The following is a 15,834-nucleotide window of genomic DNA, read 5'->3' on the forward strand; positions in this document are numbered from 1 at the left end:
GAGCTATACGGAGATTATGATGAAATATATAACGCCCACACTTACCGCGCTGAAAAGCAAAACAGAAATCGACGTACAGTCGTGCCTCAAGCACTACGACTTTCTTATCAATGCCGGTATTGACGGCGCGGCCATATTCGGCAGTTCCGGCGAATTTCCGCACCTTTCTGTTGAAGAACGCAAGAGCCTGATTTCTGAGGCCATCAAACACATCGACCGCCGTATGCAGGTGCTTATCGGCACTGGCGACATGCGGGTTGAAGAATGTGTCGCCATGTCCAACTTTGCCTTTGAACAGGGTGCGGACGGCGTGATGGTGGTGGGGCCGTGGTATTTTGCCCTCACCGATGCGGACGTGATGAGCTACTTCGGCGCGGTGGCGGAGCAGGTGCGCGGCAAGGTGTACATCTACAACTATCCTGACCGCACCGGATACACCATTTCGCCCAGCGTGGTGCTTGAACTCGCCCGCCGCTATCCCAATATTGTGGGCATCAAGGATACCATTCCCGACATGGCCCACACGGTGGAGCTTATCCAGACCGTCAAGGGCAACATCCCCTCCTTTGAAGTGCTGAGCGGCTTTGACCATAACTTTGCGTCAAACATTCTGGCTGGTGGTGACGGCTGCATTGCGGCTGTTTCCAACGTGCGCCCCGACCTGTGCGTGGCCTGGCGCGATGCCATGAAGGCCCGTGATTTTGACGGCACCATGAAGTATCAGCAGTTGTTCAACCGCATTGTGGGCGTGTACGGATTCTCCTCGCCCTTTATGGCGGCCATGAAGGGCCTGCTTGTGGATGCGGGCATTTTTGCCTCTGCCACGGTTGCGTCCCCCTATCAGGAGGCAACTTCTGCCCAGATGTTTGCCGTGCGGGAATTCATGCGCGGTTTTTAGGGCATTTCAAGCGTGAAATGCCCAGATGGAGCAATCGGCGTTGGTTACGCAGACGCCGTCACGGTTTCAGGGCCTTGTAATGATGCAAAGGGCGGCCTCCCTCAGGCCGCCCGCTGAAACCGGCAACTTCTCAACAAAGAGAGTATGCTATGTCCATTGCAGATATTTACGCCAATCCGCAGAACGATGTATATGATGTAAAGACCCATGCTTCCGGCCCCAAGGGTTCGCTGCCGCTCACTGGCGACATGCTGCGCGAACTGCCCTGCGGCGATATTTTCGGCATGACCCTGGATGCGGGCATGGGCTGGAAGCCCGAAGATATTCTTGGCCCCAACGTGCTGATCATCAGCACCCTTGGCGGCAAGCGCAACGACGACGGCACCCCCGATGCCCTGGGCCTGCACGTGGGCCACTGGGAGCTGGGATTGCAGATTTCCGCCGCCAGCAAGGAGATCAAACAGCAGAAGGGCGTGCCTTTTGCCTCATACGTGACCGACCCCTGCGACGGTCGCACCCAGGGCACCACTGGCATGTATGACTCCCTGCCCTTCCGTAACGATGCTGCCATGGTCTTCCGCAGGCAGATCCGCTCCCTGCCCACCGTTGGCGCTGTTATCGGCGTTGCCAGCTGCGACAAGGGTCTGCCCGCAACCATGATGGCTCTGGCCTCCATGCACGACCTGCCCTGCGTGCTCGTGCCCGGCGGTTCGACCCTGCCCCCCACCGACGGCGAAGACCTCGGCAAGGTGCAGACCATCGGCGCGCGTTACTCCAACAACGAACTGAGCCTTGAGGACGCAGCCCGCCTTGGCTGCCGCGCCTGCGGTTCCGCTGGCGGCGGCTGCCAGTTCCTCGGCACTGCCGGCACTTCGCAGGTTGTGGCCGAAGGTCTTGGTCTGGCCCTGCCGCACACGGCCCTTGCCCCCTCTGGCGAACCCGTGTGGGTGGAAGTGGGCCGTCAGTCGGCCAAGGCCGTGATGGGCCTGCTGAAAAAAGGCATCACCATCAAGGATATCATCACCGACAAGGCCATTGAAAACGCCATGATGGTGCATGCGGCCTTTGGCGGTTCCACCAACCTGCTGCTGCATCTGCCCGCCATTGCCCATGCGGGCGGTTGCCATCGCCCCACGGTGGAAGACTGGGCTCGTGTGAACAGCATGGCCCCCCGTCTGGTCAGCGTGCTGCCCAACGGCCCCGTGTATCATCCCACTGTCCGCGCCTTTATGGCTGGCGGCGTGCCGGAAGTCATGCTGCACCTGCGCGACCTTGGCCTGCTGCATCTGGACGCACTCACCGTTACCGGCCATACCGTGGGCGAAAACCTTGAATGGTGGGAAAAGAGCGAACGCCGCGCCCACTTCCGCCGCATGCTCAAGGAGCTGGACAACGTGGAGCCGGACGATGTGATCATGTCGCCCGCCCGCGCCAAGGAGCGCGGACTGACCTCCACCATTACCTTCCCCGTGGGCAATATTGCGCCCGAGGGTTCGGTCATCAAGTCCACGGCCATTGACCCCACGGTCATCAATGCTGACGGCGTTTACCGCCACACGGCGGCCATCAAGGTTTTCACCGCCGAGCCTGACGCCATCAAGGCCATCAAGGCCGGAAAGATCGAAAAGGGCGATATGCTGGTGGTTATCGGCGGCGGCCCCTGCGGCACCGGTATGGAAGAAACCTATCAGCTCACCTCGGCGCTCAAGCATCTGTCGTATGGCAAGTATGTGTGCCTGCTGACGGACGCGCGCTTCTCCGGCGTTTCCACCGGTGCCTGCGTTGGCCATATCGGGCCGGAAGCACTGGTGGGCGGCCCTGTTTCCAAGCTGCGCGACGGCGATATTGTGGAAATGGTCGTGGACTGCAACAAGCTGGAAGGCCGCGTCAACTTTATCGGCACTGACCCGCAGCATCCCCTCACGCCCGAGGAAGGCGCCAAGGTTCTTGCCGGGCGCGAAACGCACCCCGGCCTCAAGCCCGCGCCCGCCCTGCCTGACGACACCCGCCTGTGGGCGGCCTTGCAGGCCGTGAGCGGCGGCACCTGGGGCGGCAGCGTGTATGATGTGGACAAGATTGTCACAGTGCTTGAGGCTGGCAAAAAAGCCCTGGGCATGTAGCAGACCCCTTAGACTGATAGTGCAATAAAAAAGGGCCGTCCCGTGATTCGGGGCGGCCCTTTGACATAGACAAATGAAAAACTGTTACGCGCCAGACGCCTCAAGCACAAAGCGGCGCACGTTGCGCATTTCTTCGCACAGGGCAGGGTAGTCGAAGCGGGTAAAGCGCCCGTCCTGATACAGAACCTCGCCGCCCACCATGGTCATGCGGGTTTCCATGCCCGTGGCCGCATACACAAGGTGCGACACTTCATTATACATGGGTTGCAGGTTCGGTTCGTTGAGATCAAGGGCCACGCAGTCGGCTGCCTTGCCGGGGGCCAGCGAGCCAAGGCGTTCATCGTGCATGGCGGCTGCGCCGCCGAGGGTCGCCATATCCAGCACCTGCGCCGCAGGCAGCAGTGTGGGATCAAGCCCTGTGAGCTTGTGCAGCAGGGCGGCGCGGCCCATTTCTGAAAACATGTTCAGCCTGTTGTTGCTGGCAGCGCCATCCGTGCCAAGGCCCACATGCATGCCGCGCGCCAGCATGGCCGCCACCGGAGCAGCGCCCGAGGCCAGCTTCATGTTGGACGATGGATTGTGGGCCACCACGGCCTGTTGTCGAGCCAGCAGGTCAAGCTCCGCCGAGGTCACATCCACCACATGGGCAAGGGTGCAGGGCACGTCGAGCAGGCCGAGGCCGCGGCAGTATTCCGTAGGCCTTTTACCTTGGGCAGACAGACATATCTGCGTTTCTGACGGGGTTTCCGCCAGATGAATGTGCAGGGGCAGGGCAAGCTCCTGCGCGAGGTCGCGGGAGGCTGTCAGAATCTCCGGTGTGGTGGTGTAGACGCTGTGCGGGTTCACGGCCACGCGCAGGCGCTCGTGATTGCGATATTTTTCCGCCAGGGCGCGGGTGGCGTGCAGCGCTGCCTCCGGCCCCGGAAAAGCCGCAGAAGGAAAGGCAAAAACCGCTTCGCCGCCCAGGCAGCGCAGACCTGCCGTGTCGGCGGCTTCAAAGACCGATTCTTCAAAAAGATACATGTCCACGCAGGCGGTGGTGCCCGTGCGCAGCATTTCTGCATATCCAAGCAGGCTGCCGAGGCGCACCATTTCCGGCGTCAGCTTTTGCTCCACGGGAAAAATACTCTGGTTCAGCCAGTCCATGAGCGGCATGTCGTCGGCAAGCCCGCGCAGAAAGGTCATGGCCGCATGGGTGTGGGCGTTGACGAGGCCCGGCAGAACGAGCATGTTTTCGAAGTGCAGGGTGTTGCCGGACTGCCAGTTCTGGGTGATCTCGGCGGTGGGGCCGACTGCGGCAACCAGACCCTTGTCGATGGCCAGAGAGGCCTTTTCTATAACGCGGCGCTGCTCGTCCTGAGTGACGATGCAGGCGGCATGGAGCAATGTGTCGCAGTGGCGCATGCGTTTCTCCGCAGACAGGTTGGCGTGATATTTCCATTAATGACGCGAGATTTCAGGTGTAGCGCCCTGGCTCGCGCTTGGCAAGAGTTCTTGCCGTACCGGGTTGAATGACGGTGAACAGCATGCGTTGTCTGGTCTTGCATGGCCTCGCGGGGAGCCCCTTTGAGGTGCGGCCTGTGGCCGATGCCCTTGAAGCTGCGGGTCATGTTGCAGTTTGCCCTGTGTTGCCGGGGCATGCCGCTTCGGAAGAGGAATATCTGGCAAGTTCCTACTCGCAATGGCTTGACTGCGCCCGCGCTGCCTACCTTGAGCAGTGCGCGGGCGGCCCCGTGCTGCTGGCAGGCTACTCGCTAGGCGGGCTGCTGGCGCTGGACATTGCTGCGGAGGCCGCGCAGGGGCGGTTTCCGAACCCGGCGGGCCTGCTCCTGCTGGCAACGCCGCTTTTCTTGTGGCGCTTGCATCCCCTTTTCCTTGCCGACTGGCGTATGCCCCTGCTGCCCCTGTGGAGCCGTTTGCAGCCTGTGCGGCTGGTGCCGCCACGCTCTGCGGCGAGCAGGGCAGTCGCCCCCTGGCAAGGGCACGAAACCCTGTGTTCGTATAGCCACTTGCAGCAATTGGCACTGGCGCAAAAAAGGCTCCGGGCGGCTCTTGGCAATATATGCGCGCCGCTGTGCGCCGTGCAGCTATATAGCGATGGCGTATGCCCGCCTTTCAATTCCAGTTTTCTGCTTGAACAGTGCGGCGCGGCTGATGCGAGGCTGCATATTTTGCGGGTAACAAGCCCCCACGGCGGGCATTTGCCAACAACGCACGTGGAAAGCCGTGAGCGCGTGGCCGCCATTGTCACGGCCTTTGCCAGCGAGGTGGCGGAGGGAAAGGCTTGCAAGATTGCGCCGCAGCGTATATAGAAATTGGCTGGCATTGCCCGAAAATCGGGCGCGGGCAAGGTTTTGCCCTTGCCGATGCCGGGCGGTACTTTTTTAATGCTATACCCACACCCTATGGAGGTGCGTTTTGTTTGAATCCTTAGCTTATGCCATGGGCACGCCCCAGGCCGGGGCCGCTCCCGCCAGCGGACAGGAAATGCTGATGCAGTTTCTGCCCCTCATCGTCATGTTTGTCATTTTCTGGTTCCTGCTTATCCGTCCCCAGCAGAAGCGGGCCAAGGTCCACAAGCAGATGCTGGCCGAACTCAAGCGCGGCGACCACGTTATGACCTCAAGCGGTCTGCTTGGCCGTATTCTTGAGATCGACGATGAACAGGTGCTTCTTGAGAGCGGCGAAGCCAAGCTGCGCGTTTCGCGCGGCTCCATCGGCGGCGTTATTCCTGCCAAGGGCGGCAAGGACACCAAGGAAGAAAAGTAGCAGGTCGCCTTGGCGACTTGTGTCTGCCTCTGCCAGGCGGGCGAAGTGCATGGCCCATGAGCTGGACTGGCGGTTGCCGGATCGGCTCAAGGGCTTTTGCCTCTTGACGTGCCCGGATTTTCGGGTCTTCGGGGTTTCCGGCTTTGTCGGTAGCCCTGCGGCTGTCCCTCAAGGGATAGCCGCGTGGTTGCGGCAAAGCTTAATCTGTTGTGTGGAAGGTGAACGATGGGTCTGCTCTGGCGCTTGTCCATAGCCATCATGGTTTTTGTGTTGTCCCTTGTTTACGCGCTCCCCAGCGTTCCCTATTTGGGAACAGCTCTTGAGCGCGTTCTGCCGTCGAGCAAAATCAATCTCGGCCTTGACCTCAAGGGCGGCATCCATCTGACGCTTGGCGTTGACGTTGCCAAGGCCGTGAGCAATTCACTGGCCCTGACCGGGCAGGATTTGCGCCGCGTGGCCGAAGATGAAAAGATTGTTGTGCTGCGCCCCCGCGTGGTGGGCGGCACCGCTCTTGAATTTGTGCTGCCGCGCGCAGAAAATGAACCGCAGTTTCGCGAACTGCTGGCCCGTCACTTTCCGCAGTTGAGCGTGGGCGAACCCCAAGCTGGAGAAGCAGGGCAGTTGCGCTACGTAGCCCACTTCACCCCGGCGGAAGTCAAGCGAATTGAAGACCTTTCGCTTGACCAGGCCCTGCGCACCATCCGCAACCGTATTGACCAGTTTGGCGTGGCCGAACCCGATATCCGCAAGCAGGCTGGCAACCGCATTCAGGTGCAGTTGCCGGGTATTTCAGACCCGCGCCGCGCCGTGCAGGTTATCGGCCAGACCGCTCACCTCGAGTTCCATCTGGTGCGCGAGGATGTTGACCCCGGCAAGGCTGTGCTGCCCCCTGGCGTGATCGCGCTGCCCATGCTGGAGAAGAACCCTGGCCAGCAGCAGAAAGAAACGCTCATCGCTGTTGAAAAAGACGCCATGCTCACCGGCGAAGACGTGTCGGACGCCCGGCCCGCCTTTGACAACATGAACCAGTCGTACGTCACCCTGAATTTTAATGCCCGCGGCGCGCGTATTTTTGAACGCGTGACTGGCGAAAGCGTGGGCCGCCGCATGGCTATTGTGCTTGACGGCAAGGTGTATTCCGCACCTTCCATCCGCGAGCGCATCGGCGGTGGCAAGGCCAGCATCTCAGGCAGCTTCACCACTGCCGAAGCCCAGGATCTTGCCATTGTGCTGCGCGCAGGTTCGCTGCCCGCGCCCGTCTCCGTGCTTGAAGAGCGCACGGTCGGCCCCTCGCTGGGTCAGGAAGCCATCGACAGCGGCCTTCATGCCGCCATGGTGGGCGCTGCTGGCGTGGTGCTGTTCATCGGCATCTACTATGGTTTGAGCGGTCTCATTGCCGACGTCATGCTCTGCTTTACCATGCTTATTGTCATGGCGGGCATGGGCGCTTTTGGCGCAACCCTGACGCTGCCGGGCATAGCGGGTATTGTGTTGACCATCGGTATGGCGGTTGACGCCAACGTGCTCATTTACGAACGCATACGAGAGGAAATAAGGCTGGGCCTCACGCCGCTTGCCGCAGTGCGCGCAGGTTTTGACCGCGCGGCCATTTCCATTACCGACTCCAACCTCACGTCCATCATTGTGACCGTCATCCTGTACCAGTTCGGCACTGGCCCCATCCGTGGCTTTGCCGTAACGCTGGGACTGGGCATCGTGGCCTCCATGTTTACGGCCATCTTTGTATCGCGGGCCATTTTTGAGGAGTGGGCGCGGCACTGCGGCCCCAAGGGCATCAGCATCTAGCGCGCCGGGAGGCAATTATGGGTTTCGCATTTATCAGACACGACACCAAGTTTGATTTTATTGGCCTGCGCCATTGGGCATACGGTATCTCGGCCTTGCTGATTCTGGTGGGCATTATCTCCACCATGTGGGGCAACGGCCTCAAGATGGGCATCGACTTTGCGGGCGGCGTTATTGTTCAGATTCAGTTTCAGCAGCCCGTGAAAGACGAAGCATTAAAGAAGAGCCTTGAAGTTCCTGCTCTGCCGGGCATTACCACCCAGAAGTTCGGCGACGGCGACAGGGACTATCTGCTGCGTTTTTCCAATTCGGAAAACAGCGATGCAACACAAGTGCGTACAGCTGTTGTGGATTCTCTGGCAGCAGCCTTTCCGGACAACAAGGCTGAAATCCAGCGTCTGGAAGTGGTCGGCCCCAAGGTCGGCGCAGATTTGACCAATAAGGCCTTGAGTGCGCTCTTTTACGCTGTTTTGCTCATTGCCGTGTATATCTCTGGCCGGTTTGAACAGCGCTGGATGGCTGGCGCGGCCATGGCTGCGGCATTGTGGGGCGGCACCTATCTTGTGGGCCTCACCGGGCTTGGCATGGGCTGGCTGGTGCTCATCTCGCTTGCCATCACCCTTGTGGTGTGCTTTGTGCTGCGGCTCAACTTCGCGCTTGGCGCTGTTGTGGGCCTGCTGCATGACGTGGGCATCACTCTGGGCCTGCTCTCGCTCATGAAGGTTGAGGTTGACCTCAACGTTATGGCGGCCCTGCTGACTCTGGTGGGTTATTCGCTCAACGATACCATCATCGTTTATGACCGTCTGCGCGAAAATCTGCGCGCTGCGCCCGAGCTGAGCATGGCTGATCTGATTAACCGCAGCGTCAACCAGACCCTTTCGCGCACCATCCTTACCAGCGGCACGACATTTTTGGCAACGCTGTCCCTGTTCCTTGTGGGCGGCGGCGTGATCCATGATTTCGCGTTGACCGTGCTTATTGGCGTGGTTGTGGGTACGCTCTCTTCCATCTACGTGTCTTCTGCGGTGTTGCTGGCTCTCGGCGATACGGATTTTTATGTTGCCCTTGTGCAGCAAAAGGGAAAATACGAGCGTCCTGGCGAACACGGCGTTGTGTAGCCTTTGTTGCAAAACGCAGAGCTGCTTTGCCTGACAGGTATGTAAAAATCCCCGGTTGCCTCGGCAGCCGGGGGTTTTTTTCAGTCCTGCGGTCTTTCGCGCTATAACTCTGCAATGAAAAAAGGCATGCTGTGGGCATGCCTTTTTTACAAGTCAGCCGATAAGGCAAACAGAAGCAAAAGCGTCAGGCATCATGAATTTCCTGCTTGATGACAGCCTCGGCCTTGATACGGTCAAGCAGTTCTGCAAAGGTGGCTTTAACGTGCTCACGTATGTCACCCGCCACCACAAGAAAGAGCAGATCATCGCCCGGCTTGAGCAGGCCTTCCTCGGCCTGGGCAACGATGGCAAAAATTCCCGGCTGTTTTTCCATCTCGCGGCAGATGGCGTCCATTTTCGCAGTGTCATGCGAAACGCGTACTGCGGTAACCGGGGCATGATCCCCGCGCGACCATGCGCGCACAACACCGTTGTGCACCAGCATCATACCCACGTGGTCGGCGAAGCCGGGGCGGGCTTTGAGTTCCTGAAGAGTTTTGTTAATGTCCATAAAAACCGCCTTGGTTTTATTGGCTAGATCAACGCCGTTCATTTCAGGCTACAACATGGCAGCCTTTGTATAAAGGACTTTATTCATGGCGCATTTATCGCAGTTACTCTCACGCCTGCCGGGCAATATTGATGTGCGCATGAGCACCATGGGCCATGTGGTGTGGGTAAGCTGGCACGACAGGCTCGCCCCCGCCGTAGGCCAGACGCTGCTGAATTATGGCGGTATGCTGGTGGGTGAAGAAGCGGAGCAGTCAATCTGGTTCTTCTTTACCGACGACGTTTTTCTGGCGCTGGCCCGGCTGATGGTGTGGGGCAATTTTAACGAATTGCCAGTTGCCATTGAACTGTTCCCGGGGCGGTTGCAGTTCGGGCGCAAGCGCGAGGTCAACCTGCTGCTGGACGGTGCCTTGCAGGCCCAGCAGATCGTTGTGACCGATGCCCTTGAAATCTGGATACATCCCAAGAGCCGCGAGGGGAAGAAAGGCCTGCCAGGCATTACCTTTGAGCGCCGTTCCGGGCGACAGGGCATGGCGGGTGTTGACTGGGCCTCCATGACGGTTGATGTGCGCATGCCCTATGCCTCCACCCAATCGTGGTTTGCCGTGCTGCATCCCTTGGGCAGTCCTCTCGACAAGGCCTATCAGGTCGGCTGGACGTCCATGTTCAAGCGGCTTGAGGCCCTGCTGCAAAAACACAAGATCAAATCCATCGTGGACAATACGTTCATGATGATTGCCATAGACAATCTGCAAATGTTGCGCACCTTCATGCGCGACTATCTGCACAGTTTTGACAAGGAGAAAAACGAAGCTGCGGGCTATTGGCCCTGCGTAAGCGTGGTTGCCGACCGCAACAACCTGAATTTTAATGCTGATCTGCCCAAGAAGATAGGCTTGCAGTGGGATAATCTCATGCCGGATTTCCCCTACCTGAGCTACCGCAATGCCTATCTGCTGGGCGAGGGGTTTACTGTTCGCGATCTGCGCTTTACCGGCGAGCAGATGGCCATGGACAGCTGGTGCAACGTGATGCTGGACGAAAACAGCCTCAGCGGCAGGTCTATTACGCTGCTGATGCCAAGCCGCCTCACATCGCCCAGCCCCTCTGGCACTGGCTGCGTTTATTGCGGTATTCACAGTCACGATTCGTCAGAATGCCCCACGCGTTTTGGGCCAGCCTCCAATAGCCAGGAAGTGTGGGAAAACATCGGGCAGCTGGATCTTGAAGCCATCAATGAAGGGTTCCGCAGCATCGAGATGACGCTGACGGAAAAGGGAGCAGGCGGCTACGGGGCAGTGCTTGGCGGCGAAGACGATGCCGCTGTGGTGATGCGCGCCGTGCTTGAAATCAACTCCGCCTGCCAGCTGCGCAACGTGCCGCGGCACTGGCTTTACCGCATGCGCGAGCCAGAGCCCAACGAAGCCATCCCAACCAAGGATGACAGCCCCGCCTGGGATCTGCTGGACAAGCTCATAACCACATCTCCTTCTGCAATGTCGGAGATGGAAAAGAAGATAAGTCAGGCAATCTCGCGGCATCAGCGCGATCCGCGTCTGCACATGGTGCAGGCTTTTGCGCACATTGAGCGCAACGATTATCCACGTGCGGAAGCGGCGTTCCGCAATGCGGCGGTGCTTACGCCGTCGCCCGCCTTGCAGGCCTGGACAGAATTTTTTCTTGCGCGTCTGGCGGAAGAGCAAGGTCAGTTCTCTCAGGCCATAGAACAGTATTCACAAATTTGGCGTGTCATGCCTCAGTGGCGCGAGGTCAAGTATCGCGAAATCGTCTGTCAGGTAAAAATGGGTTTTTGCGAGCCTGTGCTGGATCAGCTCATAACGCTCATCCGTGAAGAACCCGCGTACTTCAACAGGATTCTCATTGATCCGGCCCTTGAGCGTGGCCGCCTGCTGATCCTTTCAGCCCTGTATGACCTGTGGACAGAGGCCAAAAAATGCGCCGATGCCGACCGGGTTCGCGTCAACGAGATCAGCGCCCGCATCAATGCCTGGTTTGCGCCGGAACACCCTGTACAGCTGCAACTTGGTGAAAAGGTTCGTGAACTGGAAACCCTTGCCAATATCAACAACTACCTTGCCTACCTCAAGGTCGTGGCTGAGCGGCCCAACCTTGAAAGGGAAATGGAAGACTGCATAGCCCGCGAGGTTGAAGACCTCCGCAATCGATACAAGTACTATCTTGATATTCTGCAGGAAATTCGGGATGAAGCCTCCTGGTTCCCCTTTCCTGCGGCATTGCGGGAGTTCAGTCAGGAATTTAATGAGAGCGCGGGCATCATTAACCGGGCATTTTCGTGCAACTTCAAGGAGGCCGAGGCTTTCAAACGCGCCCAAGGTGAAACGCCTCATTTGGCAGAATTGCTGCGCAGTCTGCGCAAGCGCCTGCAATTTTTGCGAATGGTACGTGATGGTACGCTTTTTGGCCTTACTCTGCTCAAAACGTTCATGTGGCTGGAGGCCTTGGGACTGCTGCTCTGCTTTGTTGCAGTGCCGGTGATCTATTTCTGGGGCGAAACACTGCACTTGGGCTGGCTGCGGGATATTCTCGGCTCCGAGCCGTGGTCGATCCAGAAGATTCTGATTCTCATTGTGACCATGGTTTCTCTGGGGACTGCCGCCCTGCGCACGACAATTGTGTTTGACCGCAAGCGTGAGCGCCTGCTTGAGGAGGCGCGTCAGCAGCGTGAGCAGGCGCAGCAAACCCGGCTTGAGCGTATTCGTCAGCAACGCAGACTTGAGGCGGATCGCGCCCAAAAAAGGAAGGATGCGGAGCAATCGGGGAAGAAATAGCTAAACTTGGGCCAGCCTCTTGCATAATTTATCGATAATTGTTATTAATAAATCAAGCACACAAGGAGGAAGCCATGACATCCCTGAAGGATTTTTCTCTTTACAATATAGACTGGAACCTCAGCCCTGAACACGCAGTAACCATGTATCTGGAATGGGGAAATAACGACTGGCATTCAGAATATCCCCCGGTTCGCTCCAAGGAAGATGTGTCCCACTACTTTGTGGTGGACAGCTGGCAGGAGCCGCCTGTTATCCGGCTTGTGAAGCGCAATTCAGAAAGGGCGGACGATCTGATTACCGTTCCTCTGCCTAAGATGCTGATGGAAGACTATCGCAAGGTTCACGGTTCTTGGCGTGGCATAAGCGAGCCCACGCCCGAAGTGAAGTCCTGGCTCAAAAAGGAGCTTGGGCAGGATTGATGCTCAGCCAGGGTGCCTCTGATGTGCCCAACGATACAAAGAAATGTTAAAAGGCCCGCGTAAAGCGGGCCTTTCTCGTGACATGGAAAAAAGTCAAAGCGTAGCGTCAGCGCGCTCCAAAGCCGGGGATGCGGTACCTGTCTTCAAGCCAGCGCAACAGAAACGTTGCCAGGGTGACCATTGCCAGATAGTAGGCCCCCACAGCGATAAAGACTTCTGTGAAGCGAAATGTATCAGAGGCAACAACCTTGCCTTCGCCCATGAGCTCAAGGCACGTAACCAGATAGGCCAGCGAACTGTACTTGATAAGATAGATGATCTCATTGCCGCAGCCGGGCAATGCGCGTCTGGCTGCCTGAGGAATAATGATCCACGAAACTGTCTGCCATTGGCTGAAACCAAGCGCCTGGGCGGCGCGCACCTGCCCCTGCCTGATGGAAAGCAGAGCTCCCCGCACATATTCCGACTGATAGGCGGCTGTGCAGAGTGTGAAACTGGTCAGGGCCGCACCAAAGGGTGAAAAGAAAATGCCAAGCTTGGGCAGAGCGTAATAAATCATCATCAGTTGCACGGCCAAAGGCACACCGCGTATCAGCGAGGTATAGCCGTTGCCGAGGCGGCGCAGCCAGCGCGGGCCAAAAGCACGGGCGCAGCCCAGAAGCACGCCGCCCACAAAGCCAAGGCTCCCGGCTGGAATAATGAGCGCAATTGAAACCAGCAGCCCGCGGTTGAGGGCTGGCAGTAGTTCATTGCTGAAAAAGGCCGCATCCAGCACTTAGGCCCCCATCTCCAGCAGGCGCTGGCAAAAATCGCGGGTACGCGTGTTTGACCCTTCGGCCAGCAGCACTGCGGGCGAGCCCTGTTCAATAAGCTTGCCGTGTTCCATGAAAATAATTTCGGTGGCAAGGGCACGGGCAAAATCCATCTGGTGCGTTGCCATGACCATGGTCATGCCGCCGCTGGCAAGATCGCGAATAACGGCAAGCACTTCTCCCACAAGTTCTGGGTCAAGGGCAGAGGTCGGCTCATCAAGCAGAATAACCTTGGGATCCATGGCGAGGGCGCGGGCCATGGCCACGCGCTGCTTCTGGCCGCCAGAGAGTTGCGCCGGATACAGGCTTGCGCGGCGGGCAAGGCCCACGCGGGCCAGTTCTTCCTGTGCGCGGGCGCGTGCATCGGCAGCAGACATACCGCGCACCTTGCGCAGGGCTATGGCCACGTTTTCTTCCGCGGTGAGGTGATCAAACAGGTTGAAATCCTGAAAGATCATGCCAACCTGGGCGCGAAAGGCGCACAGCGCGGCCTTGTCCGTGCGGTTGAGCAACTGGCCTTCAAGATAAATCTCGCCGGAATCCGGGGGAATAAGGCAGTTGATGCTTTGAAGGAACGTGCTCTTGCCCGCGCCGGAAGGCCCGATGAGCACCTTGAGTTCGCCCCGGTTCACCGTGAGACTGCAATTATCCAGAATGGGCTTGCCGCCCAACATCTTGGAAATGCCCTTGACCTGCAATACCGCTTGTTGATCCACGCTCATGCTTATCCCATACCCATGCCTTCCATGCCGATCCCTGAGGAATAGCCGGGCACATGGATTTTTTGTTCCAGATGACGCAACAGTTTCAGCACCACCAGCGTCAGCACAAAATACAGCACGCCCGCAGTGGCGTAGAGGGCCAGATGCTCATGCGTTCTGGCCGCCACAAACGAGGTGCGGGCCATGATGTCTTGCGTGCCGAGCACAAAGCAGATGGCCGAATCCTTGAGGAGAATAGAAAATTCGTTGGCCCAGCCAGGGATGGAGAGCCGCATGGCCTGAGGTAAAATAATGGAGCAAATGCCCGTGCTTTCGCGCATGCCAAGGGCGCGCGCAGCATTGAGCTGCCCGTGGGGCAGGCTTTCGATAGCGCCCCTGAAAATCTGCGACTGGTAGGCCGTGCTGGTGCTGCCAAGAACGATACAGCAGATGAAGAAGGGATCAATGGAAATACCGATGCTGATGAACAGGCCGTAGCAGAGGAACAGCAGCACCAAGATGGGCACACCTCTGAAAAACCAAACATACAACGCCACCAACCGCCGCAGCCAGGGGCCGCCATAAACCTGGGCCACGGCCAGGGGCACGCCAAGCAGCAGACCCATCGTCAGCGACAGGGTGACGTTGCCCACCGTAACCAGACTGCCGGACAGAATGGAGGGCAGGGCGTTGTATACCACAAGCAATGAATTCATGTATGGAGGGTGCCTTTTCCGCACAAGCGCGAACCGTCCGGGTTGCAGGCGGTTCGCGCTTGACGTGTGGGCGCTTGCGCGTCCGTTATTTGCTCAGGTATTTCTGCTGCAGTTCTTTCCAGTAGGGGTCGGCCATAAGCTTTTTATAGCCTTCGTTCACCAGCTTCTGCAGTTCCTTGTCGTCTTTGCGCATGGCAACGCCGAAATTGTCGGGGTCGCCGTGGGTACCGGCCTTTTTGACGGCGCGGCCATTTTCAATGGCATTGTTGGCGGGCAGTTCGTCCATCAGGGCTGCCTGGATGCGGCCATTGAGGAGGTCTTCAACCGCAAGAGGGGAAGATTCGTAAAAGCGCAGTTCAAAAGGATATTTCTTTTCTTCCTGCTCTTTTTTGATGTCGTTGGCTTCAGAGGTGCCGCGCTGCACGCCGAGCTGGATTTTTTTGCTCAGAATGTCTGCAGGGGTCAGCTTGGAATCGGCGGGCACAACAAACACGCGCGAAACCGTCCAGTAGGGGTTGGAGAACTGCACAACCTTGGCGCGCTCAGGGGTGATGCTCATGCCGGAATCAACCATGTCGATCTGCTTGGCGAGCAGGGCGGGGATGATGCCGTCCCATGCCATGGGCTTGTGAACAACTTCAAATCCCATGGTCTTGGCTATCCAGTTCATGGAATCCACGTCAAAACCAGCGGGTTTGCCGGTTTTTTCATCCATGTAGGCAAAGGGCGGATAGTCGGGGTCAATGCCGTTTACATAGGCCTTTTTGGCAAATGCGGGCACGGCGGCCAGTATGGCGGCCAGCAGGGCGCAGACGAGAAGCTTCTTCATGTTCAATTTCCCCCTCGGAAAGGACAGAACGGACATGCGCCGACACTGCCGCCTGAGGCGGCTGGCGCGCATACCTGCGCGGTTGGGATTTATTACCAACGCCGCGCGGCCACTGCAAAACAAGGTCTTTCTGTAACAGAAGGAGGGCTGTGACGCAAGGGCGACAGCCCGCGTCACAGGGCCGCCGGGGCAGAGGGCGGCCCGAAATGTGCGAGCCGGTGTCGGCTTTGCCGACCCGAAAGCGAGGGCATTTCGAGAATAAGAGTAAACCGCAAGGGCGA

Annotated in this window: 14 protein-coding genes; 8 read left to right on the top strand and 6 right to left on the bottom strand. The window is 58.4% G+C overall.

The features are described 5' to 3' along the window. The first annotated feature begins 19 nt into the window (after window positions 1-19). Both QZ383_RS11785 and QZ383_RS11790 read left to right on the top strand, forming a co-directional pair. Window positions 20-898, top strand: a complete 879-nt coding sequence (locus tag QZ383_RS11785) for a dihydrodipicolinate synthase family protein (RefSeq protein ID WP_291445666.1) — start codon at window positions 20-22, stop codon at window positions 896-898. Window positions 899-1,047: 149 nt separating this feature from the next. Then, window positions 1,048-3,018, top strand: coding sequence for a YjhG/YagF family D-xylonate dehydratase (locus QZ383_RS11790; protein WP_291445668.1), 1,971 nt, complete (start codon window positions 1,048-1,050; stop codon window positions 3,016-3,018). Between the two features lie 84 nt (window positions 3,019-3,102). Here the strand turns inward: QZ383_RS11790 and QZ383_RS11795 are convergent, their stop codons facing one another. Next, on the bottom strand, window positions 3,103-4,422 hold the full coding sequence (locus tag QZ383_RS11795) for an amidohydrolase (protein WP_291445670.1): 1,320 nt from the start codon (window positions 4,420-4,422) through the stop codon (window positions 3,103-3,105). Between the two features lie 122 nt (window positions 4,423-4,544). Here QZ383_RS11795 and QZ383_RS11800 point away from each other — a divergent pair, with 122 nt between their 5' ends. The 4 genes from QZ383_RS11800 to secF all read left to right on the top strand — a co-directional run bounded on the left by QZ383_RS11800 (window position 4,545) and on the right by secF (window position 8,714). Beyond that, window positions 4,545-5,330 carry an alpha/beta fold hydrolase gene (locus QZ383_RS11800; protein WP_291445671.1) on the top strand — a complete coding sequence of 262 codons (786 nt, stop codon included), beginning with the start codon at window positions 4,545-4,547 and terminating at the stop codon, window positions 5,328-5,330. 106 nt (window positions 5,331-5,436) lie between these two features. Beyond that, the gene (gene yajC / locus QZ383_RS11805; RefSeq protein WP_225529899.1) at window positions 5,437-5,787 is read left to right on the top strand and encodes a preprotein translocase subunit YajC; all 351 of its coding nucleotides are present in this window, start codon (window positions 5,437-5,439) and stop codon (window positions 5,785-5,787) included. A 225-nt stretch (window positions 5,788-6,012) separates the two neighbouring features. After that, complete coding sequence (secD, locus tag QZ383_RS11810; protein WP_291445674.1) at window positions 6,013-7,593, top strand: protein translocase subunit SecD; 1,581 nt, start codon at window positions 6,013-6,015, stop codon at window positions 7,591-7,593. 17 nt (window positions 7,594-7,610) lie between these two features. Then, a complete protein-coding gene (secF, locus tag QZ383_RS11815) occupies window positions 7,611-8,714 on the top strand; it encodes a protein translocase subunit SecF (protein WP_291445676.1) in 1,104 nt (367 codons plus the stop codon). A gap of 184 nt (window positions 8,715-8,898) precedes the next feature. Here the strand turns inward: secF and QZ383_RS11820 are convergent, their stop codons facing one another. Then, entirely contained in the window at window positions 8,899-9,264 is a 366-nt protein-coding gene (locus QZ383_RS11820) for a molybdenum cofactor biosynthesis protein MoaE (protein ID WP_227118567.1), read from the bottom strand. Between the two features lie 85 nt (window positions 9,265-9,349). Here QZ383_RS11820 and QZ383_RS11825 point away from each other — a divergent pair, with 85 nt between their 5' ends. Together QZ383_RS11825 and QZ383_RS11830 are read left to right on the top strand one after the other, a co-directional pair. Then, complete coding sequence (locus tag QZ383_RS11825) at window positions 9,350-12,073, top strand: hypothetical protein (protein ID WP_291445679.1); 2,724 nt, start codon at window positions 9,350-9,352, stop codon at window positions 12,071-12,073. A gap of 74 nt (window positions 12,074-12,147) precedes the next feature. Next, window positions 12,148-12,495, top strand: coding sequence for a DVU0772 family protein (locus QZ383_RS11830; protein ID WP_291445681.1), 348 nt, complete (start codon window positions 12,148-12,150; stop codon window positions 12,493-12,495). Between the two features lie 106 nt (window positions 12,496-12,601). On the opposite strand, the gene QZ383_RS11835 is transcribed toward QZ383_RS11830, so the two are convergent. The 4 genes from QZ383_RS11835 to QZ383_RS11850 all read right to left on the bottom strand — a co-directional run bounded on the left by QZ383_RS11835 (window position 12,602) and on the right by QZ383_RS11850 (window position 15,553). Then, entirely contained in the window at window positions 12,602-13,270 is a 669-nt protein-coding gene (locus QZ383_RS11835) for an amino acid ABC transporter permease (protein ID WP_192112456.1), read from the bottom strand. Further along, the gene (locus QZ383_RS11840; RefSeq protein ID WP_022657985.1) at window positions 13,271-14,029 is read right to left on the bottom strand and encodes an amino acid ABC transporter ATP-binding protein; all 759 of its coding nucleotides are present in this window, start codon (window positions 14,027-14,029) and stop codon (window positions 13,271-13,273) included. It abuts the gene before it with no gap. A 2-nt stretch (window positions 14,030-14,031) separates the two neighbouring features. Then, window positions 14,032-14,724, bottom strand: coding sequence for an amino acid ABC transporter permease (locus tag QZ383_RS11845; RefSeq protein WP_291445683.1), 693 nt, complete (start codon window positions 14,722-14,724; stop codon window positions 14,032-14,034). A gap of 85 nt (window positions 14,725-14,809) precedes the next feature. Then, a complete protein-coding gene (locus tag QZ383_RS11850) occupies window positions 14,810-15,553 on the bottom strand; it encodes an ABC transporter substrate-binding protein (RefSeq protein ID WP_291445685.1) in 744 nt (247 codons plus the stop codon). Window positions 15,554-15,834: the final 281 nt, after the last annotated feature.

Source organism: Desulfovibrio sp. (genome assembly GCF_019422935.1).
Taxonomy (GTDB): Bacteria; Desulfobacterota; Desulfovibrionia; order Desulfovibrionales; family Desulfovibrionaceae; genus Desulfovibrio.